The 24,732-nt window shown below is 38.7% G+C and carries 27 protein-coding genes and 6 tRNA genes; 7 read left to right on the forward strand and 26 right to left on the reverse strand.

Features of this window, described 5'->3' with window-relative positions; all coding sequences use genetic code 11:
- Window positions 1-105 precede the first annotated feature (105 nt).
- The 7 genes from J2S78_RS13630 to J2S78_RS13660 form a co-directional block, all read right to left on the reverse strand.
- Entirely contained in the window at window positions 106-528 is a 423-nt protein-coding gene (locus tag J2S78_RS13630) for a MarR family winged helix-turn-helix transcriptional regulator (RefSeq protein ID WP_306899417.1), read from the reverse strand.
- Between the two features lie 229 nt (window positions 529-757).
- Window positions 758-1,111 (reverse strand): Lrp/AsnC family transcriptional regulator, encoded by a 354-nt coding sequence (locus J2S78_RS13635; RefSeq protein WP_306899418.1) that lies wholly within the window; start codon window positions 1,109-1,111, stop codon window positions 758-760.
- A gap of 196 nt (window positions 1,112-1,307) precedes the next feature.
- Window positions 1,308-1,964, reverse strand: coding sequence for a hypothetical protein (locus J2S78_RS13640; RefSeq protein WP_306899420.1), 657 nt, complete (start codon window positions 1,962-1,964; stop codon window positions 1,308-1,310).
- A gap of 433 nt (window positions 1,965-2,397) precedes the next feature.
- Window positions 2,398-2,952 (reverse strand): hypothetical protein, encoded by a 555-nt coding sequence (locus J2S78_RS13645; RefSeq protein ID WP_306899422.1) that lies wholly within the window; start codon window positions 2,950-2,952, stop codon window positions 2,398-2,400.
- Between the two features lie 99 nt (window positions 2,953-3,051).
- Window positions 3,052-3,249, reverse strand: a complete 198-nt coding sequence (locus J2S78_RS13650; protein ID WP_306899424.1) for a hypothetical protein — start codon at window positions 3,247-3,249, stop codon at window positions 3,052-3,054.
- A gap of 32 nt (window positions 3,250-3,281) precedes the next feature.
- Window positions 3,282-3,860, reverse strand: a complete 579-nt coding sequence (locus J2S78_RS13655) for a hypothetical protein (RefSeq protein WP_306899427.1) — start codon at window positions 3,858-3,860, stop codon at window positions 3,282-3,284.
- Between the two features lie 305 nt (window positions 3,861-4,165).
- Entirely contained in the window at window positions 4,166-4,327 is a 162-nt protein-coding gene (locus J2S78_RS13660) for a YvrJ family protein (RefSeq protein ID WP_306899430.1), read from the reverse strand.
- A 168-nt stretch (window positions 4,328-4,495) separates the two neighbouring features.
- On the opposite strand from J2S78_RS13660, the gene J2S78_RS13665 reads away from it, so the two are divergent.
- The 3 genes from J2S78_RS13665 to J2S78_RS13675 are packed head-to-tail and all read left to right on the forward strand — an operon-like array spanning window position 4,496 to window position 5,907.
- Complete coding sequence (locus J2S78_RS13665; RefSeq protein WP_306899431.1) at window positions 4,496-5,110, forward strand: sigma-70 family RNA polymerase sigma factor; 615 nt, start codon at window positions 4,496-4,498, stop codon at window positions 5,108-5,110.
- Window positions 5,100-5,330, forward strand: coding sequence for a hypothetical protein (locus J2S78_RS13670; protein ID WP_306899433.1), 231 nt, complete (start codon window positions 5,100-5,102; stop codon window positions 5,328-5,330). Before J2S78_RS13665 ends, J2S78_RS13670 begins: the two co-directional genes overlap by 11 nt.
- Before the next feature lie 37 nt (window positions 5,331-5,367).
- Window positions 5,368-5,907 (forward strand): N-acetylmuramoyl-L-alanine amidase, encoded by a 540-nt coding sequence (locus J2S78_RS13675; protein WP_306899434.1) that lies wholly within the window; start codon window positions 5,368-5,370, stop codon window positions 5,905-5,907.
- Between the two features lie 245 nt (window positions 5,908-6,152).
- On the opposite strand, the gene J2S78_RS13680 is transcribed toward J2S78_RS13675, so the two are convergent.
- Window positions 6,153-6,359, reverse strand: coding sequence for a hypothetical protein (locus J2S78_RS13680; protein WP_306899436.1), 207 nt, complete (start codon window positions 6,357-6,359; stop codon window positions 6,153-6,155).
- Between the two features lie 401 nt (window positions 6,360-6,760).
- Here J2S78_RS13680 and J2S78_RS13685 point away from each other — a divergent pair, with 401 nt between their 5' ends.
- Window positions 6,761-7,102 (forward strand): hypothetical protein, encoded by a 342-nt coding sequence (locus J2S78_RS13685; protein WP_306899438.1) that lies wholly within the window; start codon window positions 6,761-6,763, stop codon window positions 7,100-7,102.
- A 286-nt stretch (window positions 7,103-7,388) separates the two neighbouring features.
- On the opposite strand, the gene J2S78_RS13690 is transcribed toward J2S78_RS13685, so the two are convergent.
- From J2S78_RS13690 to J2S78_RS13770, 17 genes are all read right to left on the reverse strand, one after another.
- On the reverse strand, window positions 7,389-8,171 hold the full coding sequence (locus J2S78_RS13690) for a carbon-nitrogen hydrolase family protein (protein WP_306899439.1): 783 nt from the start codon (window positions 8,169-8,171) through the stop codon (window positions 7,389-7,391).
- Window positions 8,172-8,439: 268 nt separating this feature from the next.
- Window positions 8,440-10,242 carry a glutamine--fructose-6-phosphate transaminase (isomerizing) gene (glmS, locus tag J2S78_RS13695; RefSeq protein ID WP_306899440.1) on the reverse strand — a complete coding sequence of 601 codons (1,803 nt, stop codon included), beginning with the start codon at window positions 10,240-10,242 and terminating at the stop codon, window positions 8,440-8,442.
- Between the two features lie 455 nt (window positions 10,243-10,697).
- Entirely contained in the window at window positions 10,698-12,050 is a 1,353-nt protein-coding gene (gene glmM, locus J2S78_RS13700) for a phosphoglucosamine mutase (RefSeq protein ID WP_306899441.1), read from the reverse strand.
- A gap of 87 nt (window positions 12,051-12,137) precedes the next feature.
- Window positions 12,138-13,409, reverse strand: a complete 1,272-nt coding sequence (locus J2S78_RS13705; RefSeq protein WP_306899442.1) for a CdaR family protein — start codon at window positions 13,407-13,409, stop codon at window positions 12,138-12,140.
- Window positions 13,402-14,223, reverse strand: a complete 822-nt coding sequence (gene cdaA, locus J2S78_RS13710; protein WP_306899443.1) for a diadenylate cyclase CdaA — start codon at window positions 14,221-14,223, stop codon at window positions 13,402-13,404. Before cdaA ends, J2S78_RS13705 begins: the two co-directional genes overlap by 8 nt.
- 220 nt (window positions 14,224-14,443) lie before the next feature.
- Window positions 14,444-15,088 (reverse strand): anti-sigma factor family protein, encoded by a 645-nt coding sequence (locus tag J2S78_RS13715; RefSeq protein ID WP_306899444.1) that lies wholly within the window; start codon window positions 15,086-15,088, stop codon window positions 14,444-14,446.
- A gap of 16 nt (window positions 15,089-15,104) precedes the next feature.
- A complete protein-coding gene (gene sigW, locus J2S78_RS13720) occupies window positions 15,105-15,671 on the reverse strand; it encodes an RNA polymerase sigma factor SigW (RefSeq protein WP_306899445.1) in 567 nt (188 codons plus the stop codon).
- 384 nt (window positions 15,672-16,055) lie between these two features.
- Window positions 16,056-16,131: transfer RNA gene (locus J2S78_RS13725), tRNA-Ala, on the reverse strand.
- Window positions 16,132-16,144: 13 nt separating this feature from the next.
- Window positions 16,145-16,218, reverse strand: a tRNA-Gly gene (locus J2S78_RS13730).
- A 3-nt stretch (window positions 16,219-16,221) separates the two neighbouring features.
- Window positions 16,222-16,296, reverse strand: a tRNA-Gly gene (locus J2S78_RS13735).
- A gap of 22 nt (window positions 16,297-16,318) precedes the next feature.
- Window positions 16,319-16,394: transfer RNA gene (locus tag J2S78_RS13740), tRNA-Lys, on the reverse strand.
- Between the two features lie 107 nt (window positions 16,395-16,501).
- Window positions 16,502-16,586 (reverse strand) — tRNA-Tyr (locus tag J2S78_RS13745).
- 78 nt (window positions 16,587-16,664) lie between these two features.
- Window positions 16,665-16,739, reverse strand: a tRNA-Glu gene (locus J2S78_RS13750).
- A gap of 112 nt (window positions 16,740-16,851) precedes the next feature.
- Complete coding sequence (locus J2S78_RS13755; protein ID WP_306899446.1) at window positions 16,852-17,280, reverse strand: hypothetical protein; 429 nt, start codon at window positions 17,278-17,280, stop codon at window positions 16,852-16,854.
- 87 nt (window positions 17,281-17,367) lie between these two features.
- Window positions 17,368-18,573 carry a D-alanine--D-alanine ligase family protein gene (locus J2S78_RS13760; RefSeq protein ID WP_306899447.1) on the reverse strand — a complete coding sequence of 402 codons (1,206 nt, stop codon included), beginning with the start codon at window positions 18,571-18,573 and terminating at the stop codon, window positions 17,368-17,370.
- A 20-nt stretch (window positions 18,574-18,593) separates the two neighbouring features.
- The gene (locus J2S78_RS13765; RefSeq protein ID WP_306899448.1) at window positions 18,594-20,180 is read right to left on the reverse strand and encodes a UDP-N-acetylmuramoyl-tripeptide--D-alanyl-D-alanine ligase; all 1,587 of its coding nucleotides are present in this window, start codon (window positions 20,178-20,180) and stop codon (window positions 18,594-18,596) included.
- Window positions 20,177-20,953 (reverse strand): alpha/beta fold hydrolase, encoded by a 777-nt coding sequence (locus tag J2S78_RS13770; RefSeq protein ID WP_306899451.1) that lies wholly within the window; start codon window positions 20,951-20,953, stop codon window positions 20,177-20,179. Before J2S78_RS13770 ends, J2S78_RS13765 begins: the two co-directional genes overlap by 4 nt.
- A 279-nt stretch (window positions 20,954-21,232) precedes the next feature.
- Between J2S78_RS13770 and J2S78_RS13775 the strand changes: the two genes are divergently transcribed.
- From J2S78_RS13775 to cydS, 3 genes are read left to right on the forward strand one after another with little or no spacing between them, the layout of a single operon-like run.
- Window positions 21,233-22,585: a cytochrome ubiquinol oxidase subunit I gene (locus tag J2S78_RS13775; protein WP_306899453.1), complete on the forward strand. Its 1,353-nt coding sequence runs from the start codon at window positions 21,233-21,235 to the stop codon at window positions 22,583-22,585.
- A complete protein-coding gene (locus J2S78_RS13780; RefSeq protein ID WP_306899455.1) occupies window positions 22,582-23,595 on the forward strand; it encodes a cytochrome d ubiquinol oxidase subunit II in 1,014 nt (337 codons plus the stop codon). The genes J2S78_RS13775 and J2S78_RS13780 overlap by 4 nt, the downstream gene beginning before the upstream one ends.
- A gap of 18 nt (window positions 23,596-23,613) precedes the next feature.
- Window positions 23,614-23,730, forward strand: a complete 117-nt coding sequence (cydS, locus tag J2S78_RS17105; RefSeq protein ID WP_370871568.1) for a cytochrome bd oxidase small subunit CydS family protein — start codon at window positions 23,614-23,616, stop codon at window positions 23,728-23,730.
- Window positions 23,731-23,896: 166 nt separating this feature from the next.
- On the opposite strand, the gene J2S78_RS13785 is transcribed toward cydS, so the two are convergent.
- Entirely contained in the window at window positions 23,897-24,727 is an 831-nt protein-coding gene (locus J2S78_RS13785; protein ID WP_306899458.1) for a M15 family metallopeptidase, read from the reverse strand.
- Window positions 24,728-24,732: the final 5 nt, after the last annotated feature.

Consider the following 24,732-nt stretch of genomic DNA (forward strand, 5'->3'; position numbering starts at 1 on the left):
TCCTCGCCTGTTACATGCATGCTGCATACATATAAATTAAAGGTGTATTTTCCCTATGTCAAGTCAAAGTACTCTTATATAGATAGGAGACTTTGTGATCAGGTTTTATAACCCTTCTGTTAACTGCTTTATTAATCGTTCAACATTAACCGTAGAGAGAGATGATTGTAGTATTTCATGGAAAGCGACTAAACTTCCTCGTAGCTTCTTCTCCCCTAAGTCCGTTAGGCCAGTATAGGTACCCCTGCGGTCATCTGTACAATCGTGCTTTTCTAGTGCACCACAGCTACTCGCTTCCATATTACCTACTATCCTAGAAAGCGCACTCTGACTTAAACCTATCATCTCTTGCAATTGCTGTAATCTGAGCTTTTTGCCAGGTGCTTTAGAAAGATAGTAGAGCACGTAGAATTCTTTTAAAGATAAGTTGTACTCTGCTTGTAGGACATCTTCCAACTCTTTTTTTATTTTATTTTGTATAGCGTCTATAGCTAACCAATGATCCATAAAATCATGATTAATATTCATGATACTCCACCTATTCTATATTATAACTTTCTACTTTATATTATATCGTTCTAATACTTCAAAGACTAGATGAAACTCTATGTATAGACTTGAAATTTCCCATACCTGAAAATTATAATCCAACTATGTTTTCGACTGCAAATATAACCCCCGGCTGATCTGTGCTGAAGCCGTAATCAAAATCCCTTAAAAATTTGAAAAAGTGCACCCTTTATTGTTATTTTGTTCACTATTTATTATTTATAACAATTGATAATTTATAGCTCACATATTTACTTAAACCTTCCAAAAATTCTTCAAGTTTCTCATTAGAGGGAAATTTACCTTCAAGAAGGTAACAACTTTCTCCACTAACTATATAGTTGTTTATCACAAAATCTTTTTGTTTCTTTAAAAACGATAGATAAGGTTTATGATTAGTATCCTTTATATAAATTTGTATAATTGCGTGAATAGAATAACCCATTTTTTCTTGATTAACTTTAATGGTGTACCCCTGAATAACCCCATTTTCTTCTAATTTCGCTACTCTAGCTGAAGTAGCTGGTCCAGTTAAATGGACTTTCTCACCCAATTCTTTCATCGTAATCCGACTTACATGGCAGATTGTAGAAATATTAACTTACACCCACATTGGAGCAGTGTGACGGTAACTCTTCAAGTGGACTCACCACAAGCATAAACTTTCATCATTGAAGCTGTTAAAGTGGCAACATCGAATGGACCTTTGTCCTGCCGGCCCGGAGTCACTTCCGCAGATTCTCCTATCTTTTATATAGTTATGCTGCCAGCAACTGTTTCAGTCGGGTATAACTTATAAAGAGTTTTGCGCTCTCAACATCACCGCTCTTATCATATGTCACTTTCACAAACGGGTCATATTTCGGCTCCACAACAATTTTTGGTATAACACGGACCGTTTTTATTTCCTCACCTTCCGTATAGTGCAGGATGTACTGAAGGCGACTCGGTTTATCCAGTCGTTTTAACTGCTCCTCCTCTATAAAAACTTCGTTGTCATTGGCCAATTTTAGATCCTGCAGAGCAGGTTGATTCTGATGATTTGTAATTAACCCCAACACGGTATATCCTCCAAACACCATCATTGTAATAAACAGGATAAGGTTGCCTAAAAAACTTATAGGTAGAAAAAAAGCAATGAAGGCAAACGGAAATGTGATTAATGGCATCAACTGGTTGGATACCATTCCTTTGTGCTCTTCTTTGTTCAAATTAACACGTTGACTTTTACGCCACACGTAAGGAATATAAATACACACAGAAATAAACATCACAATCAGGCCCAAACCTATCATGTAGTCTTCAAAGTTCATTGCGCCGAGCAGGTGTAGGCCAACATAACCTAGAATAAAAAAAAGAAGGATAAACGGGACAATCAATACCACGCGAAAAATAAACGGCTTATCAGTTAGCATATTTCTCCTTTCAACAAAAAGTTAATAAATACCAATCTGCCCCTAATAATAACACATAAAACCGCACTTTTGCTGCAATTGGTCGTGGTCACATTCTACCCCTTCTTCAAGAAGGCAAGACCATGCAGGTCACTATCGAATGCTATTCACCACCATAAATCAACTGCCCCACAACCTTTCCGGAACCTGACTTACTTATTCGAGACGTTTCCCAAGTAGCAAGGAAGATGCTGCCTCTTTGGGATGCTTTTCTTCCCTATCTTCACAGCTACAAAAAACGCCTGTACTAAACAGGCATTGTACGAATGAACTATATTGGTTTTAGTTTCTTACTTATTTCTCTTCCGTTAATTCAATTATGTACTATATTGTTTACTATATAAACAATACTTCAAAATATCTCTATATGGATAATAAAGTTATTTCGTTTCACCTATGTATCTTTATCCTCTTTACTCGATGAATTATTCATTGTTTTTGCATGATCCTTGTGCTTTATATAATTAGTGATACCGATCATTATTCCAAGAACGGATGCGGTGAGCAGGAAAGTCCCGCCAATAATAAAATATAAAAGAAGAAGAACTATTCCCACTCCCAAAACATAAAAATCGATTCTTAGCTTAAGATCTAATATAGAATTCACGTTATGAGGGAGACTAAATCCAGTGAATAAACCAGCGACTCCACTAATTAGAAAGATTGATATAAAGATAAACGTCCCATATACGTATGCATTATAATAATAGGGGTGAGAATCAGTAACATAAAAAAGAAATAAAGCATATAAAAGTACTGATCCGAGACCTAGATGAATGAGAAATCGCTTTGTGTCTTTCGTTAGTATTAATTTATAATGTAATTGCTCGATACCTTCAATATGATTGCCTCGTTTATGAATCCATAACAGTGTTACTTGTTGAAATGTAAATACAAGCATATAAATAAGAGCCGCATATAATCCATTGTCAGTTATAAGCTGTTCCATTATTTCGAGACCTCCTTTGCATGTAATTACCATAACATTTAAAGTTTACCACAAAATAATATTTAAAAAATAGAGCGAATGTTTGAAAAACCTCATGCTTTAAGCATGAGGTTTTTGGTTCCCGAGATTCTTAAGTTTATCGGAAATTTCATTTTTTAATTCTTCTCGTTTGGATTGCTTTTGAGTATGATTTCCTTCTTGAATTAATCCAGCAATTGAGGATAATTCCTTCACCATACCTGTGAGTTCTTCGCTAGGTTCTGAGCTATTAGGCTTTTGTTTAGCGTTATCTGTCATTTGGAAGCCCTCCTTTAAAAAAGACAAAACTACTAGGCTAAACCATTAATAGCAGACAGAATGAATCCAGTTGCAGCAGCCCCTGCAACAGCAGCAGGTGTAGTAGTCACTATTAAATATCCCAACGCTACTAATAGTAAAGCAACAACTATTGCTTTAACACCTGCGACGAAATCATCCCAACTTGTCGGAATGCTCAAAGTCCATCCTCGCGTTATTGAGAACTGCATATAATCTCGAGTCCTATTCACTGGTCTTTTTATATGAGTGAATAGTGTAAAAGAACCAGTGACGTCAATATCTAATCCGTTACTCTTATTAACTAGACTCGCCTCGTCCCAGTCTAACGATGGAGAATCAGCGCCCACCATAAAATAATCATTTAAAAGAGAATCCAGGCGTGACAACTGTCTAGTTTGAGAAGCGTTAAAGTTAAGGTCATCTCTTATATGATAGATATTAGAAATACTTCCTCCGCTATAAAGATTGATATAAGGACCATCAAGTCCAACACCGATTCCCGTATCAATGCCATCTGCATACCCTCGTTCACCTGAGAATGTGTAACCAAAAGCGGGATAACTAAAGTCTACTTCTTTTGTTCTTGCCATACATCATCTTCCTTTCTATTCTATCATTGGATCGCTTAGCGACCTCTTATTGTAGAAAGTGGATAGAACGAAGAAAATATCAACCATACCCAGTAAATAATAAAAAAAGATGAATTGAATCATCTGTTTAGGAATAATAAAGTCGTTGAAACATCGCAATTTAAACACGGTAGATCAAAAACCAGAAATAATAAAGTTGTTTCATATTCCCACTGCCATTTTCAAAAGCTCTACAGCAAGATAAGCAATGTTTATACTTTAGAAAAAACAGTACTCAGCAGCAATCCGTGTTCTTATTTACCGTTCTACCTTTCATCATTAGATTGTTTTTCAACATTTTGGTTTAATTTTTCTATGGTTAAAGATAGATCGTTTAATTTCTTTTCTAATCTAAATAACAGTAATAGTGCTATAACTGCAGGAAACCCAACCTCACTTATAGCTTTTGAAATCTCAATTATATCCATAGTAACTCCCTCCTTTTTTTAAAAAAGTGAAAACAATAATGCTTTTAACAACAAATTGTAACCGATGTAAAAAAATGATACATTTAATAAGAACATATGTTCTTTTTTGGTTGATATTTTATATAGTTTTTTCACTTTTTGTAGTAAAGGGAATAAAGGAGGGATATTTTGTGTGGTTACACTAAAAGGCTCAACGATTTTATAGCAAACCATCAGAATGCTTTCAATGAACCGATTTTACAAAAATTTCACAGCTACCGGGAAAACGTAGTTCTTTTAGAAAACTATCTCGAAAATCCTAATGACGAAAGTAAAGAACAATTAGACAAATGTTTTAAAGAATTTTTCAAAAAATCTAGACTAATGAAGTACATTACATCATTAATTCATATTTTTGCTGTTGATTTTGATAAAAAAAGGAAACATCACTATCAGAAAAACCAATTAATCGTAGATCAACCTATGACAAATGAAGAAACAGAAAATAATGGTACTCTTTTAGACACCCTAGTTTTTGACAGTTTTGATTATTTGGAAGAAGTATTGCCAACGAATATAGAAGATCACATTAGTAGTCAAAAAATGTGGGAAATAATCTCTGGTCTGCCAAATAAACAAAAAGAAATTTTATCTCTCTTCTATGTACTAAATTTCAGCAATAAAGAAATCGCTTCGTTATTCCAAGAAACACCTCAAAACATATCTAAACAGCATTTGTCGGCTTTAAAAACTATTTATAAAAAATATGTTATCCAAGAGGAGGACCATAATAATGAGCGATAATATAAAAAGAGATGATAAAACGCTTGAAGAAGAGGATGTTAATAGGGTTTTAGAAACGGTTAAACCTAAAATTAAAAAGTCGTTAAACAACACTACACCTCAAGACAGGGACGATTTAGAACAAGAACTAGCTTTGAAAATTATTGAGAAAAAAGAAACTATGGATTTTTCGGATGTCCCTGGTTTTTGGGAATTTATAAACTTAAAAAGCAATGCATGAAACAATAAACATCTTAAATATTTAAGGAGGACATATAATGGCATATATCGTGTTAGATCCTGGGCACGGTGGTTCTGACCCTGGAGCTGTTTATCAAGATACTAAGGAAAAAGAATTGACTTTATTGATTGCAAGAAAAGTAAGTGAACATTTTAAAGTAGATAAGAAACACTCAGTGAAAATGACGAGAAACAATGATAATTATTTGTCTTTAGAAGAAAGAGTAAAAATAGCTAATGATTGGGGGGCGGATTATTTTGTTTCTTTACATCATAACGCCGGAGGCGGGCATGGATTTGAAAGTTATGTTTATTCCGGAAATAAAAATACTGAAACAAAAGAAAAGCAGGAAATAGTTCATAGATCCATTATGAGCTTCTTACAGTCTTATGAACTTCCCGACCGAGGGATGAAAGAAAACAATTATTTCGTATTAAAAAATACCAAAATGTCAGCTATTTTACTCGAAAATCTATTTTTAGACCATGATAAAGATGTGGCTTTACTATCAAAAAACGAGTTTATAACAAATTTATCTACCTCGATATACGAAGGTGTTGAGTTATCGTTAAATTAATTACTTATTGATTGTTTTGTAGATTTCTTTTTTCTTATCATCCATACGTTTAGGATAAAACTGAAAATGATGAACAGCAATAATATGAGGGAACCTGTACAGCAACCGATTCCCTATTTAACTCGAAATAATGACACACAAAAAAGCCCGAATAGGGATACTATTTTAAATGTCCATTATTCGGGGATTATTTCAATACGACATTAAGGATATTTTTTTCATCTAATTAACATCCAGGTAATTAACTATTTCTTTTTCAAAGGGGACGGCCGCCCTGTGATTAATCGTAATAACCCTAACAGAGATAGCGCAACTAGCGCTGCCACAATTAACCACTCATAGATATTATCAAATGAAAAAGACAAACTTCCAAAAAAAGCGAATGACAATGCACTAGTAGCCATAATAAATGTATACACACCCATCAACCGGGTACGCAATTTCTCATTCATCATAACACCTCTTTCAATAAAAATTATTTAACTAAATGGTATATTATTGGTTTAAAATTTCAACATCTAATCGTCACGGGTATTAATTTTATTTAGGACGACATCGTTAAAAATAGATAGTTAGTACAACCATTAAACAGAACCGGGGTGTGAGAGGACGGAGGTTAATCACCTCCTCCTACTCTATGCGAGGGTGGTGGTTCACAAATCTGTCCGAGGAGCTTCTGGAATATGGCACAAGCAGCTCTTTCTGATGGCAATACTCAATAGCGCTAAACGATCAAATAAATGGATTATTTCAAAGGTCCAAAACTATTCTTTGTATAAATCAGTTGATTCTTCCATTATATTTTTCACTATTAGAAGTGTAACCAAATAAACTATTTGAGGAGGAATTAATTGTGCCTTGGACAACTACAGGAGAAGAAACAAAAGACTTTGCTTTGGATGGAGAATTTGCCGAGTACATTAATGAAGAAACTGGAGGAAGTTTTGGTGATTTTGCAGAAATGTATAGTGGAATTGGTATTTCACAGATTTCTTATCATCTTGGAAAATATATCCCTCACCCTGTAGCTAGAGCACTACACATTGCAGGGTCTGCTTTATCTATCGATGCGTTAATTGACCTTATTAATGCAGAAAGTCATAGACAAGAAAGAGAAGACGTGCTAGAAGAAGCTCATAAAAACGGAGGTTCTGTTATTCGTGTCAGAACAGTATTATCAAAGTTACAGTGGTAAACATCATACTAGACGAACTGTTACGAGCTATTCATATTATTACCAACCTAGGACTTTAGCTAATTTTTCAACACAATTTGTAGCTTTGGAATAAAGTTTAATCAAAAATATTCCGCAAAAACTCATTCTGGGGCAAATAAAAAGAATCCATTAAAAAAAAGATTGATCAAAATGGGTTCTTCTCTAATAAATTAGTATACATCTTTTATAAAAAAGTTTAATCATCTTCATCCTATGATCTTCCGCAATCGCGCCCGTTTGTTGAAAGCAAACCATCGTTTGGAAATTATGTATGTTGCGTATTCACTATATCTACGATGTCCGTTCTGCTTTGGCTTAAATACCAATTCGAGTTTTTTGATAAATCAATTTGGACTTTCCTTATTGTTTCAATGCTATCTTCTAAACGATGGACGATATCTCCCTTTGGTGAGATTACCATCGTTGAACACCCTTGATCCGAATGAGCAATATTTGAAGAAATAACATAGCTTTGATTTTCTGCAGCCCGACTCATTAAATGAGCGTTCCACACTGAAAGATTGTTAGAGTCGAGAACGTTGGTGAGATAAAAAAGCATTTGCGAACCGTTTAACGACAGATACTTCCATTGCTCGGGAAACCTTATCTCCCGACATAACTGAATAGAAGCTTTAACATTTGTACGGTCAATATTCATTTCAAAACAAGTTAATTCATTTCCTTCTTTTAGAACATCTCGTTCGTGAGTAGCTAGATTAACTTTTTTGTAAGTAAAATCAACACCTTTTGGAGATATATAAATACCAGCATTGTACCAATAATTATTCTCCATTATGCAAGAGCCAAAGATTAAATGAATATTCCTCTCACTAACGACTTCCTCAAGTTTTATTAAAGCTTCATTTATTTCATAAGCAGTTGAGGAACTTAAAAAATCTAAGTCATGCGAATATCCAGATAAACATCCTTCAGGCATAACCACAATTTCATTCTTATCCGCTTTTGCCAAAAGCCCTAGCATCTTTTGTAGGTTTTCCTTCACATTAAAGGTTGGAGTAAAATGTGATATAGCAAGGCTTATTTCCATAGTTGCTATTCCCTCCTGTACCATCTACCTTAAGTAGTCGTTTCGATTACTGCACAAAATAACATCACCTTACTACCTTCAATTTATCTACAAATAATCCTTTTTTATTCCGTTATCTGGCCCGTTTGCGGTATAGCCTTATATTACTTTTATCATAAGAACCCCCTTTAGACAAATTGCATCCAAAGGGGGTAAAACTTCTCAATTTTTTTATAAACATCGTGACTTTATTTTAAATTCACACAATTGCAGACTACTATTCTTCACACTATTCTACAGTTACACTTTTTGCGAGATTTCTTGGTTTATCGACGTCGCATCCTCTGTGCAATGCTGCGTAATACGCGATGAGCTGTAATGGCACCACAGATAGAAGTGGTGTTAGGAGTTCGTTGATGTTAGGAAGAACAATTTGATCGCCTTCTTCCTTTGTTGCCTCTGTACTGATAATGCATGCTTTTGCACCACGGGCGACAACTTCCTGGATATTCCCACGAATATTAAGGTTCACATGCTCTTGTGTTGTAACGGCGACAACGGGAGTCCCGTCTTCAATCAAGGCAATGGTTCCGTGCTTCAATTCTCCGCCTGCAAACCCTTCTGCTTGAATATAAGAAATTTCTTTAAGCTTCAATGCTCCTTCTTGGACAACATGGTAATCTCGAGCACGGCCAATGAAAAAGCAATTACGGGTTTCAAACATAAAGTCATGTGCAATCTGTTCCATAATGTCTTTTTGGTCGCATAACGTTTCCATCGCATTGGCAATTAAGCCGAGTTCACGAATAGCATCAAAATCCGTGTCGATTCCTTGAGCTCGTGCCCCGTCCATTGCTAGGATGGAAAACACTGCCATTTGCGCGGTATAGGCTTTCGTCGAAGCCACCGCTATTTCCGGTCCAGCATAGGTGTGCAACGTGAAATCAGATTCACGGGTAAGTGTGGATCCCGGAACATTTGTAATGGTTAACGACTTATAACCTTTTTCTTTCACGTTCACTAATACGCCGCGGCAATCAGCTGTTTCGCCGCTTTGTGAGATAAAGATAAAGAGCGGGTTATTCGATAGCAAAGGCTGATTATATAAAAATTCACTCGCAATATGGACTTCGGTTGGTTTGCCTGCCGCTTTTTCCATCAGCTCTTTGCCGACAAGACCAGCATGATAACTTGTTCCAGCCGCAATGATATAAAGGCGGTCCGCGTCATTTATGGCTGAGCGAATATCGTCGTCTAACTTAATGTCACCATCATCGTTCTGATATTTCTGCACAATATTACGGATAACAAAGGGCTGCTCATCGATTTCTTTCAGCATAAAGTGATTGTACGTACCTTTTTCGGTATCACTTTCATCAATGTCTGTCGTAAAGGAATCACGAGTTACTTCGGTACCGTCTAGTTTTCTGATTTGTACGTTATCCTTTTTAACGATGACTACTTCTTGGTCCATAATCTCAACGAATTCTTTCGTAATATGGAGCATCGCCATTGCATCTGACGCGACAACGTTCACACCGTCCCCTGTTCCAATAAGCAAAGGGCTTTTGTTTTTGCCGACATAAATGGTTTCATCATCTTCGTTATCGATAAGGGCAATAGCATAAGACCCGTGTAACAAGCCAAGAGTATGACGAAATGCCTCGTCGATGTTTTCTCCTTTTTCAGCGAAAGATTCCACGAGTTGAACGATAATTTCCGTATCTGTTTCGCTCGCAAGATTAACATCTTGTAAATAGTCGCGTTTCAACTGCTGGTAATTCTCTATCACACCATTATGCACAAGAGTAAAACGTTTGCTAATGCTTTGATGAGGATGGGCATTCTCCTTACTCGGCGCACCATGTGTCGCCCAACGTGTATGCCCAATACCTGTTGTACCAGTCCCTTTATTACCAATGGCTTCTTCGAGCGATGCAATTCGTCCTTTTTCTTTATGCAATTCTACGCCATTATCGTTAACGAGCGCGATACCGGCTGAGTCATAGCCGCGATACTCAAGCTTTTGCAATCCTTTAATCAATATATCCTTTGCTTGATCGTCTCCAATATATCCTACTATTCCACACATACTGTCATGACCTCCTCAAAGCGGGGCCATGGAATGCACGGGGCATACCACGCCCCGCTCTTCTCTTTTTATTTGTCGTTGTTTTATCTATGGGTCGTCATCATCCAGTCCGTTGGTCACAAAGTCGCCTCTGTGGTTTGTAACTGGACTTTTCGGTTGTGACAGGCAACCGGGAGGCATCCGCCGATTATTCGATGAACCTCCTCCTCGTCAACTGCTCTCATCTGCCGTCCGTATATGAGCAGTCCGGGCGCTTGAATTATGAAGTTGTTACAATCCTCCTTATCTTTTCTTAGAATGCAAATTTATCTTACTATACCCGTTTCTTTTTAGCAATTCATTTTTAAGAAACTGGTGCTGTGGACACAAAAAATAAGCCTACCATTCATAATATCTTGACCACTATAAAATATGCGTTCCCCGTATTACTTGTGCGGGAAACGCAGTATTTTTCTTTAGATTTCTTTTGTTTGCCCCATATGTTTCTTTACAACGCTTGTGACTTCTTGGACATATTTATCACATAACTCTTTTGTCTCTGCTTCAGCCATCACGCGAACGAGCGATTCTGTACCGGAAGGACGAACGAGAATACGGCCATTACCGGCCATCTTTTCTTCTACCTGCTTAATCGCTTCATTTACATGAGTGTTTGTGTGTATATCATGTTTATTAACGACCGGCACATTAACCAACGTTTGTGGGAATTTCTCCATTTCTCCTGCTAATTCAGAAAGTGGCTTACCAGAAGATTTAATAATATCTACTAGCTGCAGTGCCGTCAGCATACCATCACCGGTTGTAACATGATCCAAGAAGATAATATGCCCAGATTGTTCGCCGCCAAGGCTGTAGCCGCCTTCTCGCATTTCCTCCATAACATACCGATCGCCAACGGTTGTTTTTTTCGTTTCAATGCCCAGTTTTTCTAACGCCTTGTAAAGACCTAGATTGCTCATAACTGTGGTAACAACTGTATTATCAGCAAGCATTGCTTCTTCTTTTAAGTATTTGGCACAAATATACATGATTTTATCGCCATCGATAATTTGGCCTTTTTCATCAACTGCGATTAAACGATCCGCATCTCCGTCAAAAGCCAGTCCAACATCGGCTTCCTTTTCTTTCACAAAAGAAACTAGTGATTCTGGATGAGTGGATCCAACGTCGACATTAATATTTACACCGTCGGGATTATTACCAATCGTGGAAATATCCGCATCCAAATCAGCAAACAGATGTGGTCCCAAAGATGACGCGGAGCCGTTCGCACAATCAAGTGCTACATGTAATCCTGAAAAATCTTCACTGACGGTTTGTTTCAAGAATTGTAAGTACTTTTGGCCACCTTCAAAATAATCGTTCACTACACCAAGCTGCTCAGCTGTCGGTCTTGGCATGTTGTCTTCTTCATTCAATAGTCCTTCTATTTCTTCTTCTTGTTCTTCAGACAGTTTAAAGCCGTCTGCTCCAAAAAACTTAATACCGTTATCCTCCACTGGATTATGGGAAGCTGAAATCATCACTCCTGCCTGCGCACTAACTGCTTTTGTCAAATACGCAACACCTGGAGTTGAGATGACACCAAGACGCATGACTTCCACTCCAATGGATAAAAGACCGGACACAAGTGCTCCTTCAAGCATTTCACCCGAAATCCTTGTATCACGACCGATAAGAATTTTCGGATGGTCAGCTTCTTTCGTAAGATAGTAACCTCCAGCGCGTCCAAGACGAAAAGCAAGCTCTGGTGTTAACTCTGTATTCGCTATTCCGCGAACACCATCCGTTCCAAAAAACTTACCCATTATTCCATCTCTCCTTCGTTTGCCACAAAATGTGGGGATTCTGCAGCATGATTATGTTACATCATGAACAGAATTCCTATTGCTCTATTATTCGTTTGATTCCCCGGCTTCTTCTTCCGAGGATGTTTCATCTGACCATTCTACCTCAACTTCATCTATATCAGGCTCTGCTCTTACTTCTGTTGGTCCAGAAGAATACACAGACAATGTCACTGGACTGTTATCTTCTTCTGCATCTTCCCAATCTACCGTAAGAGAAATATCTTCTGCATCCAATGCTTCAAGCACCTCAGATGAACCATACACCGTCACATCCGACACCGACTCTTCCGGCTCTGTTATCGTATAAGAATATTCATCCGGCATATTTTCTACTTCAATAGGTACATCTTCAAACACCGTTTCTTCTCTTTCGCCAACTTCTACTTCCACTTCTATTGTTTCTGGTTCCACCCTATCAATTCCTTCCGGAGAGTTAACAGGGATTTCCATCGTTCCATTTTCTTCTATCTCAGATAAGTCTAGTACAGCTTCTACACTGTTTATTTCATTAATAACGTCCAATGGACCATAAATGGAAGCTTCCGTTTCTTCTACATTAAGAGAAACGATGCTCAGATTATCCGACAATGTCCCTTCTCTTGATAAACTAATCGGGACTTGTACATTCGGACTGTCTATTGGTATCTCCACACTTACTGACTCCGGTTGAGTCGAAATGTCTACTTCATTCCCCGCAGAATCGTAAGCTATCACATCCGCTTCTGCTTCCACTCGTTCGTCCGCCCCTGCCACATCGACACTCGTTCTCACTGTGTCAATTTGCTCGTGTGTTGCTTGAGGAGCTTTAATATCAACTTCTCCAGGGCTCACTTCAGCTTCGCCCAAGTTATACCCTTCTTCTATATCCTCTTCATTCAACACTTGAACGTCAACAGGGTAGGATATTGTTTTTTGCTCCTGCAGTTCTATACTCGAAATTCGCGGAGAGATAGATACGTCTAAATCAGCGGGAAAATCACGATGCTGCAGGCGAACATTATGACTCCCTTCTCCCTGATCCTCTAAATCAGCATACACTTCAAAAGAGGGTCTAGACAATTGAAAAAGCATAATGGATGTTTGCGGACCTGTCAACTCTACGTTAACCGTTTCATCCATATCAACAATTTCATACTCATCTTCATTATAATACACTTGTACGTCAACATTATTTAACATATAAGAACTTTCTTCATTATCTGGTAAAACCCCTGGTTGATTACTGACATTATCCATGTTCACCATCGTGTAAAGCATAATAGCAATGAGAAGCGACACCAATCTGACAAACCAATGATTATTAAATAGTCTATCCATTCTTTTTGCCTCCCCATTGCCATAAACTAGAGGAGTTTTTCACGTCAGCAATCAGCTCTTTTTCTAACATAGCCCGTAATGTATCTTCATCCAAATCGCGGTGCAAGTCACCATTTTTTGTGACAGATATGCCGCCGGTTTCCTCTGAAACGGCAATCGTTAAACAATCCGTCACTTCACTAATACCAAGTGCTGCCCGGTGTCTCGTTCCTAATTCTTTAGAAATGAATGGATTTTCCGATAAAGGAAGATAGCAGGCCGCTGCCGATATTTCATTTCTCCTCATAATCACCGCACCATCATGTAGGGGGGTGTTTGGTATAAAAGTATTAATCAGCAATTCTGACGTGACCGTAGCATTCATAGGAATACCTGTTTCTACATAGTCATTCATTCCTGTTTCGTTCTCAATGGAGAGCAAAGCCCCAATTCGACGTTTTGCCATGTATTTCACAGATTTCATAATAGCTTCTACCGTCTTTGCATCATTCTCTTCTTCGGGAGTCGCCGTTCTTCCAAAAATACGCCCCCTACCCAATTGTTCCAATGCTCTGCGCAATTCAGGCTGAAATATAATAATAATAGCTAATAACCCATAAGTAACGGCTTGTGACATAATCCACTGCAATGTCCTCAACCCAAAGAAACTGCTTAAAAACCATACAACCAAAATCACGGTAATCCCTTTTAAAAGCTGTACGGCTCGGGTTCCGCGTATTACGGTAATTAATTTATACACCACATACGCTACAAGTGCGATATCAACAACAGTACGTAATACAGTTAAAAATTGAAAATCATCTCCAAGAAACATCTTTCTTCCTCCAATTATGTCTGGCCAGAAAAAGAAAACAGCACCTTTATTATATCATATTTTCTCCTTCTGTTCGTTGTGGGATTCTTCATTATATCGGTACTTTTCCTTTTTTTTAGAGCTCGAGCACCGATCCAGGCAAAAATAGACACCCGCAACATTAGTCGTTTCGGGTGTCAATCTGGTTTCACCTTACATTTTGTAAAAGTATGAGAATTCCCTAGCCTTCGCTTTTTTTGGCGTTTTCTCCCAGCGAAAACACGTCTGCTGTTATACGTTTAGTATGATACCAAATCCATTCCAGCACTTGATCTACTTCTTCAATTTCTCCAGACACTTCTCCAGCAGAAGCAAGATATTGTTCTCCATTAATCACAGTTAGATTGCCAGTAATCTCTCCCTCCACTTCGACCTTACCGTTACGTACAGTAAGATCTCCTTCAATGACCTCTTCTTCTGGTACAATGACAATCCCTTTATCCTGATCCACTTCAACCTTTTGACTTCCGCTCACCGATATTTCTTCTCCAGCTTGTTCATTCCAGACCGAGAACAAACTGGATGCCATTAAAATAACGAACAAAGAAGCGGCGACCAAAACTGGATGTTGTTTGGACCATTTTTTCCAAGATGTTCGTTTCTTTTTTGCAGGAAGTTGATTCATTACATTAGCTGTGAAACCGGCGGGAGCTTTAATATGGGAGGAGCTTTGCACAAGCAATAAGGCTTTATTCAATTCCTTATAGTGATTGGTACAATTCTCACACGTCTCCATGTGGAGAAACAAATCATCCCGTTCTTGTTCATTAGTTTCCCCATCCAAGTATCTATTCAACAGTGCTTCGTACTTTTGTTCACAAGCCATCTTATTTCCTCCCTCCTCACGCGTTACCCAGTCTTTTACGCAAAGCTTCCCGGCCCCTGTGTATGTGAGTCTTTACAGTGTTTTCAGGCAAATCCAATATGTCACTGATTTCACTAATCGATAAATCTTCTATGTAGCGCAAAACAACAGCAGATCGGTATTTTGGCGGTAAATATGATATTTCTGTTTGTACCCATTCCTGCATTTCAAACGTTACCACCTGATCTTCGGGAAGCTTTTCAGAAGCAGCAATTTGAGAGTACCCCGTTAGTCCTTCCGTTCCTTGTACTTCGGCATCGAGTGAATAATCTGGCTTTCTTTTACGTAAACGGTCAATGCATAAATTTGTTGTGATTCTAAATAACCAGGTTGAAAATTTTCTATTTTCATCGTAACTGTCTAGATTCGCATAAGCCCTCAAAAACGCCTCTTGAGCCATGTCCTGTGCTTCATAACTGTTGCCAGTCATGCGGTAGGCTATTTGGTAGACTTTATCCTTATACAAATCTACTAGGTCAGCAAAAGCATCCTGGTCCCCTGCTTTTTTTATCTCTTTTATCAGCCGTTTTACTACCGCATCCATATCTTAAACCTCCACCCTTTTACGGGTATCTATAATACGTTTCCTATACCAGATTGGTTTCACTTTTTTACATAAATCTTTAAAAAATATTATTTAATCAAACGATTGATTGATAGCATTTTCAGCAAATATTATTGTATCATGTTATGCCGTATCAAGGTGATAAAATGACAATTTTTTGAATGTAATCTTATCGTTTTCTCAAACTTCTGGAATTAGCATAAAGAATACCTTAGGGAGGGAATGCGTTATTTGATAGGACACGCATTATTCTAGCTTTAACTTGGAACTTATCTTTTTGGTTCTATTCTGCTTTAACAAGAGCTTTTTTACACATAAAAAAACCTTAGCTGTTATCAGCTAAGAAAAGTTAGTAATATAAGTTGGTGGAGCCTAGCGGGATCGAACCGCTGACCTCCTGCGTGCAAGGCAGGCGCTCTCCCAGCTGAGCTAAGGCCCCTAGATATATATAATGGAGCGGGTGATGGGAATCGAACCCACGACATCAGCTTGGAAGGCTGAGGTTTTACCACTAAACTACACCCGCAAATGGAGCGGAAGACGGGATTCGAACCCGCGACCCCCACCTTGGCAAGGTGGTGTTCTACCACTGAACTACTTCCGCACAACCCATCTTTTTCTTAAAGTGGTGAGCCATGGAGGATTCGAACCTCCGACCCTCTGATTAAAAGTCAGATGCTCTGCCAACTGAGCTAATGGCTCTTGTTTCATAAAAAAGTGTACGTTAGCATATCGGTACTATGTAAAACTGAAAATCACTAAAATACATTATACTCTATATTAGCCTAGAATACAAATTTTAAAACAAATGGTGGAGGGGGACGGACTCGAACCGCCGAACCCGAAGGAGCAGATTTACAGTCTGCCGCGTTTGGCCAACTTCGCTACCCCTCCATATCTGAGAGTTACCGTTCCATTTAAACAAATACAATTGCATTTGTCAATGTTTGTTAGCATAGGAACAATAATAAATGGTGACCCGTACGGGATTCGAACCCGTGTTACCGCCGTGAAAGGGCGGTGTCTTAACCTCTTGACCAACGGGCCACATGACGGCAAAAAAGTAACCTCTCTTGCTGACATATGACATTATATCTCAATCTAACCTGTCCACGCAATATGTTTTTTATAAAAAATTTTTATTGAATTATTGTCTCTGTTAACTCTTTATTTTTCCAGTAATAAAGCCAAAAGAAAACACTAAAAACATCCCAAAATAGGCCAACAGTGTAATAGTCGTACCATTTAAAACGTTAGAAAAAGCTAAACTTAGTTGAGACCCAAACCAAATAAATGATGACATATAATATTGTGATATTGCTGCTATTAACATATTTCTGTTTGAATCATCTAATAGCAAAAACTGCCATACAAATAAAAGGATAGACACTATCCAAATGCTGTTCCCGAATAAAAAGCTTTTAACATTGGACATTTTTAAATTTGCTAATGTCATGCCTACCCAAAACCAGAACAATCCAAAAACAATTTGACTAAGCAACGGTGTAATGATCATAAATTTACTAACCAAAAAGCCATATACTAGTGGGACTAGTATCCAAATAAGTGCTTTTCTATAATCAGACATCAACAAACTCCTAACGTACAAATAATGTAAAAGAAGAGATTGTCTCAACGTTTTGAAAGGAGACAACCTCTGGTTACAATATTACGTCTATCTTTTTGATCCGTTTTTGCTACCTTTTGTTCCTTCCGAACTTTGCATAGAGAACAAATTGGAATCAATCGAAAAAACCAGTTTGTCACGTTCACGTTTACGTTTTAAAGCGAGTTGAATCAACTGATCTGTGAGAGTTGTGTAAGCTTTACCTGCTGGTTCCCAAAGATAAAACGATAAGGACCCCGGGATTGTATTGATTTCATTGACATATACAACATTTGTATCCTGGTCTATTAGGAAATCAATACGAGAGACACCGCTACAACCGAGAATTTGAAATGTGTCTTTGGCAAGTTCCTGCACTTCAGACGTTTGATGGTCTGCAATCTCCGCTGGAATAACTCGATCCGTACTTTCCATTCCTTTGGTTGCATCGCCGTTCTTTCCGCCCCCGCCTTGGTATTTATCTTCATAACTTAGTATTTCTTCTGATTTAAGTACCTCTTCTATCACTGAAGCTTCGACCTCTTCGTAATCTCCTAGCACAGAACAGTTTACTTCCTTCATGTTCTGAACCATTTGCTCGACTAAAATTTTCGATGAAAATTCCATCGCTTCTTCCACAGCTTCTTCCAGTTCTTCTTTATTTTCAGCTTTATTGATTCCGACACTAGAACCAAGGTTAGCAGGTTTCACAATGACTGGATACTCTAACTTTTCCCCTACCATGGAGAGGATATTCGCGCTATCTTCCACCCAATGACTGCTGTAAAACCAAACATAATCTAAAACTGGCAAGCTGGAATCTCTGAGTATCTGCTTCATGGTCACTTTATCCATACCACTTGCTGAAGATAAAACATCACAGCCGACATACGGAAGATTGAGAAGCTCAAAGAATCCTTGCAGAACACCGTCTTCTCCAAACGTGCCGTGTACAATAGGAAAAGCGACATCGATTTCCGCTTCGATTCTTTTACCGAATCTTGGCACGGGATCCTTTTGCAATACGATATTGCCTTCTTCTGACGTTTTCATCGTTACTTTTTGCGCTGTATTTAACAGTTCGGTAAGGTCTTTATAAGCCTCAATATCCAACAGTTCATCACCGGTGTACCATACACGGTCCTTGCTAATATATATCGGAATCGCTTCATATTTTTCACTGTTCATTGATTGAATTGCCTGTAACGCAGAAATGACCGATACTTCATGTTCAACGGACACTCCGCCAAAAAACACACCCACTCTTGTTTTCATCTGTAAATCTCCTTCACTTTTTACTCATTGAACGTATCCGGTAAATCATTTTCTAAGAGTACGACAGATTTTTGTGTGGCAACTTGATGCATTTTATCCAAGGCATCTTGTAGGTCCTCTGCCACATAATAGCGGTCTTGCTCATAATTTTCTGAAGCTAACCCTTCTTGTAGCGGGGCTGTTTGTTTTCTCCCTACTAAAATGACAAAATCACAGACTTTCGCAGCATGCTGGGCAAATGCTTTGTTTAACTCGTGTTCTTTTTCGCCAAGTTCAATCATACCCGGTGTGACGAGTATTTTGTATTCTGGCATCTCGTTTAAGACTTCAAGTGCCATATTAGCTCCAACAGGGTTGGAATTAAAACTGTCATCAACAATTGTAATGTTACCAGATGGTTTCTTAAGCTCTAGACGATGTTCCACTGGTGCAACCTGCTTCACAGCTCGAGCTATTTTTTCAAAAGGAATACCTTTCTCTGATGCAATAGCAACGGCAGCAAGAATATTATAGATATTATGCCGTCCTAATAGTTTCGTCTGTATCTGAACAGAGGTGCCATCGTATTTGTATACCGTGAATTGAGAACCTTTCGATGAATACGAGATGTCAGCCGCACGGTAGTGTAAATCCACCGCGTCAATTCCGTAATACATCGTCCGACATTGGTTACGCTGCTGATACGACATAATGTTTTGATCATCTTTATTTAAAAACGCCGTTCCTTCATGAGGGAGCGTCTCAATCAATTCAAATTTCGTCTTTTTAATATTATCCAACGTTTTAAACGTTTCTAAATGTTGTTCTCCGATGGCGGTCAGGATTCCATATTTCTGATGAACAAGCTCGCAAATATCTTGAATATCATTTTCTTGCTTCGCACCCATCTCTGCTATAAAAATATCATGATACGGTTTAAGCATGGTCCGAACCGTTTTCGTGACGCCCATTTTTGTATTGTAACTCTCTGGTGTCATCAGCACATTGAACTGAGAAGACAAAACAGTTTCCAGTATATGTTTGGTACTCGTTTTGCCGTAACTGCCTGTTACACCAATAACTTCAAGATTCGGCATTTGTTTAATAACCTTTTCAGCGTCGTGAAAATAATATTGATTGATTTGCATTTCAATCGGCCAATTTATAACATTTGCAGCTAGTGTATAGAAATAAACGAGAATCGTTGAAGCAATCGTTAATATGAAAAACCAAACAAACGTCCGTTCTTCTCCTACCCCCGTCCATAATCCAATAACCGCAGTTAAAACAAACAACACACTGGTTGTTACGAGTAACCGTTTGATTCGAGCGGTAAATACAAGCTTCTTCTTTTCCTGCTCTTCTTCCATAAAATAAGCACTTAGACCGAAAATGGCAATTCCAAATAGCAGCGCAAAGAAATCACTATTAAAAAGTAAAGGAAGGAGCGCAAGCAAAGATACAACGCTTTGAACGGGGAATACTTTATCCTTATGAGAAGCTATCCATTTCCAATAACGTTCTGTGCGGTAAGAATTCAACTGCAGCATATGGGTGCTTTTTTTAATTAGTCTGGCAGTGTAAAAGCCCCACGCGGCTAAATATAGAACTATCAGTATACCAATCATGACCCTTGCTCCTCCTTATCTTTTTGAAGGAAAGAATCGATTACCAACAAAAATTGATTCAATTTATCTAGATAGGAATAATGTCCAGCATTATTTAGAACAACTAGACCTCCGTCAGGTATCATTTGTTCCATTAAACGACCATCTTCCACTGGGGTTGCCTCATCGTTTTCTCCCCACACAAGCAATGTTGGTACTTTAATGTGAGGAAGATGGTGGCGCAAGTCTTCATTCACTACTTTCACCATCGTTTGCTGCATAATTCCTGAGACATTTTTATAATCTGCGGAACCGAGCTTTCCTTTTACTTTTGTTAAAATGGTGTCTTTATACCGGTTTAAAACAGGGATATTTAACAAGTTTTTAAATGCTTTATACGTATATACTTTCACGTAATATTTTGGTTTTCTTTTTGGCTTAATGCCAGCACTATCAACGAGTATAACTTTTCGCACCGGATGAGCGGAAGCATACTTAATAGATACACGACCTCCAAAAGAATGACCAACCAGAATCGGCTGATCAATCTGGAGTTTTTCTAACAACAAACCAAAGAAGTCTGTGTAATTCCCCACTGTCCACGGTTCCAGCGGCTCCTCGCTTTTTCCGAATCCTGGAAAATCGATGGACCACACTCTGAAATGCTTTTCCAGTGCTTTATGAACAGGGGCAAAAGCTTGCATGTCAACCCCCCAGCCATGGAGAAGCATAATATCCGTTCCTTCACCGGAGACGTGATAATGTACTTTTATTCCATCTATATCGATCTCCACAAAAATACGCTCCTATTCTATTAAACTTCACGTTTCTTTATTTTATTTCGTTCATTTATTGAATATGTTTATATGGTACACAATGACACCACTATATCTTATCATATCTGAAAGAAAACGAGAATCGTCTCTTTTGTGCCATTTCTCTGATTTGTCACATTCTACTGCTTTTGTTGCAGACATCCTTGTGATATATTTCACATACGGGACTTTTATTTTACCTTATGAAAGAAAAGGGTACGATATATACAACGGAGTAATGGGAGAGGAGAATGCCTCATGTTTATGGAATACGATCCAGCAATGTTCAGCCGAATGCTTACCGGCCTGACATTAGGCTTTCATATTATATTTGCAACCATCGGAGTTGGTGTGCCTTTAATGATTGCATTGGCCGAATGGATGGGTATACGTAAGAATGATGAACATTACCGGCTGTTAGCACGTCGTTGGGCCCGCGGCTTTGTCGTAACAGTTGCAGTAGGAGTAGTTACAGGAACGGCTATAGGACTACAGTTGAATTTATTGTGGCCGAATTTTATGCAGTTAGCAGGACAAACGATATCCCTTCCGCTCTTCATGGAAGTATTTGCATTTTTCTTCGAAGCGATATTTTTAGGAATTTATTTATACACTTGGGATCGTTTTAAAAGCAAACTCCGTCACTTTTTGTTGGTAATACCTGTTGTCATCGGAGCTTCTTTTTCTGCGTTTTTCATAACAACCGTTAACGCTTTTATGAATGCTCCTCAAGGATTTGAATTGGTTGATGGAGTTATTACTGACATTAATCCAATTGCAGCTATGTTTAATCCAGCAACACCGACGAAAACGGCGCACGTCATTATTACATGTTACTTAACCTCGGCTTTTGTCCTTGGAATGATTGGTGCCTTTAAAATGTTGAAGGGGGACCGCCACGTTTATCACAAAAAAGCGCTCCGCCTCACCATGACAGCGGCCTTTATTTTTTCCATTGGAACCGTTATTATCGGTGATTTTTCTGGAAAATACTTGGCAGAATATCAGCCGGAAAAACTAGCCGCAGCAGAGTGGCATTTTGAAACAGAAGACGCGGCACCACTTGTCGTTGGCGGGTTTTTATCAGACGATGAAGAAGTGAATTATGCATTAGAGATTCCTTATGCACTCAGTATTCTCGCACATGGAGATCCGAACTCAGAAGTTATCGGACTCGATCAATTTGCAGAGGAAGATACCGCCCCGCTGTTTGTTCACTATTTGTTTGACGGTATGGTCTTCATAGGAATGTATCTTGCATTTGTGTCCATGCTTTATTTACTATTCAGCTGGAAAAAGAAAAACTGGATGCACCATAAGCTGTTGTTGTGGGGGGTTGTCGCAGGTGGTCCATTATCCATCCTGGCGATTGAATTCGGCTGGGTATTTGCCGAAATCGGACGCCAGCCTTGGATTCTATACGACATTATGAGAACGCCTGAAGGGGCAACGACATCCGAACATGTAGATGCAATGTTATATCTGTTTATCGGATTATACGCATTACTCGGTATTTCGAGCTCGATTGTATTGAGAAAAATGTTTAAAGATAATCCTGCTGCCCAAGAGATGGAGCAGCGCGGAATAGATGAACGGGGGAATAAGTCATGAGCTATGAAATTCTAGGAATCAGCGTACTTTGGTTCTTTCTATACGGCTATTTGATTGTCGCCTCCGTTGACTTCGGGGCTGGGTTCTTTCACTTTTATAACAAAATCTCTCACCAGGATTATCAGGTTAATAAACTAATTCAACGTTATTTGTCACCGGTCTGGGAAGTAACAAATGTGTTTCTCGTCTTCTTTTTCGTTGGGATTATCGGTTTCTTTCCAGATACCGCTTATTATTACGGGACTGCTTTGCTTATTCCAGGTAGCATTTCCATTGTTTTAATCGCCATTCGCGGCTCTTATTATGCCTTTAATACGTATGGATCCAAAGATAGCAAAATATATTCATTTCTGTATGGGATGAGTGGTTTGCTTATTCCCGCATCGTTTACCATCGTGTTAACTATCTCAGAAGGCGGATATCTGGATGTTTCTGACGGTAATGTAACGCTGCTTCTCGGCGAACTATTAACAAGCACGTATTCTTGGAGTGTTGTAGTACTTGCTATCGTGAGCGTATTGTTCATCTCAGCCGCGTTTCTTACCTACTACGCTTATAAAGCTGGAGATGACGCTTCTTACACCCTGTTTAGGCGTTATACGTTATGGTGGGCATTCCCTACCATCCTTGCAAGCATACTGATTTTCTTTTCTATCAGCCGCCACAACCCAGAGCACTTCAGCAATATGGTTGATATGAGCTGGATGTTCATATTGTCGTTATTATTTTTTCTAGGCGCTGTATATTTGATTTATTCGAAGAAACAGCTGGGTCTTGCGTTTGTACTTGTCATGCTGCAGTTTTTCAGCGCATGGTTTGGGTATGGCGCTTCCCACCTGCCGTATTTATTATATCCGCACCTGACTGTGAATGACGGCTTTGTGAATGAGACGATGGCTATTGCACTTATTCTTGCTTTTATTGCGGGGTTGCTCTTATTAATTCCATCTCTCGTGTTTTTAATGAGGCTGTTTTTATTTGATGCTGATTATGTTCGAGGAAAGCGTTAAGAAAAGGTGGTGTTAGAAATGTTTGATCTTGATTTTCTATTAATTATGATAGCCCCCCATCTCGTGTTGGGAGCGTCTGTACTTGCCGTCTTTCTATGGTGCGGACGGCGTAAAGATTTCTTTGAAGACAAATAAATCTGTAAAAACTTTATCATATAAGAAAAGCGGGACCTGGAAACCACAGATCCCGTCTTTTTTTGATTCTAAGTAGTAGCTGAATGGCTTGTGTTGCTTCACAAAATCACCCACACTATCTCAATAATAAAAACACTGCTATGGCTAAGCATAACGGTGTTCTTATTTATTCATGGACGCCGTAATATTCTTCAAGTGTATCATCTGCTTCATAAAGGGTTTCGGCCAGACCTTCTCCGACATAACGAAGGTGCCATGGTTCATATTGGTATCCGGTAATATCGGTTTTATCGTCTGGATAGCGAATCACAAACCCATATTCTTGCGCATGTTCCTTCAGCCACTCGCCTTCCGGTGTTTCACCGAAATCATTCGTTAAAGCAAAATCATTGGATGCAGAACTCACATCCATAGCAAGACCGCTTTGGTGTTCGCTTTCTCCCGCTTGGGCACTATATTTATTCGCTTCTTCTTCCCCATCTTCAGCGGCGTTCGCTGCAAATATCGCTTCTTGTCGATCATAAGAACGATATCCAGATATCGCATACAATTGCATGCCCTCTGCTTCAGCTTCTTCAAATAAAGTCTCTAAAGCATCCGCAGCCGGTTCTCGAATTTGCCTTTTCGGATGTTCTTCCTCAAAAGAAAATGGAACGTCCGGGACAGTTAAATCCTCCGGTTTATAATCTCCCGGCAAAAGATAGTCTCTGTTCACTAGTGCGTCGAGAGCGCTTGGGTTTTCAAGTTCCCCTTTTTCATTTGTCTTTGGCGGAGCTTGCTCAGCTGCATCTTCTGATTGATCAGATGTATCCGACCCCGCTTCTTCTGAGTCATTTTCTTCAAAAACGGGCTCTGTTTCTTCTTCATTGTCAGTTTGTTCAGCATCAGATGCAACGTCTTCCGATTGTTCGGAATCCTCCTCTGGTTCAGTAGATGTCGAACACCCTGTCATCAAAAGGAATACGGCAAAAGAAATACCTAGTACATTTTTGTTCATCTTAT

It is taken from the genome of Salibacterium salarium (assembly GCF_030813635.1).
Lineage (GTDB): Bacteria > Bacillota > Bacilli > Bacillales > Marinococcaceae > Salibacterium > Salibacterium salarium.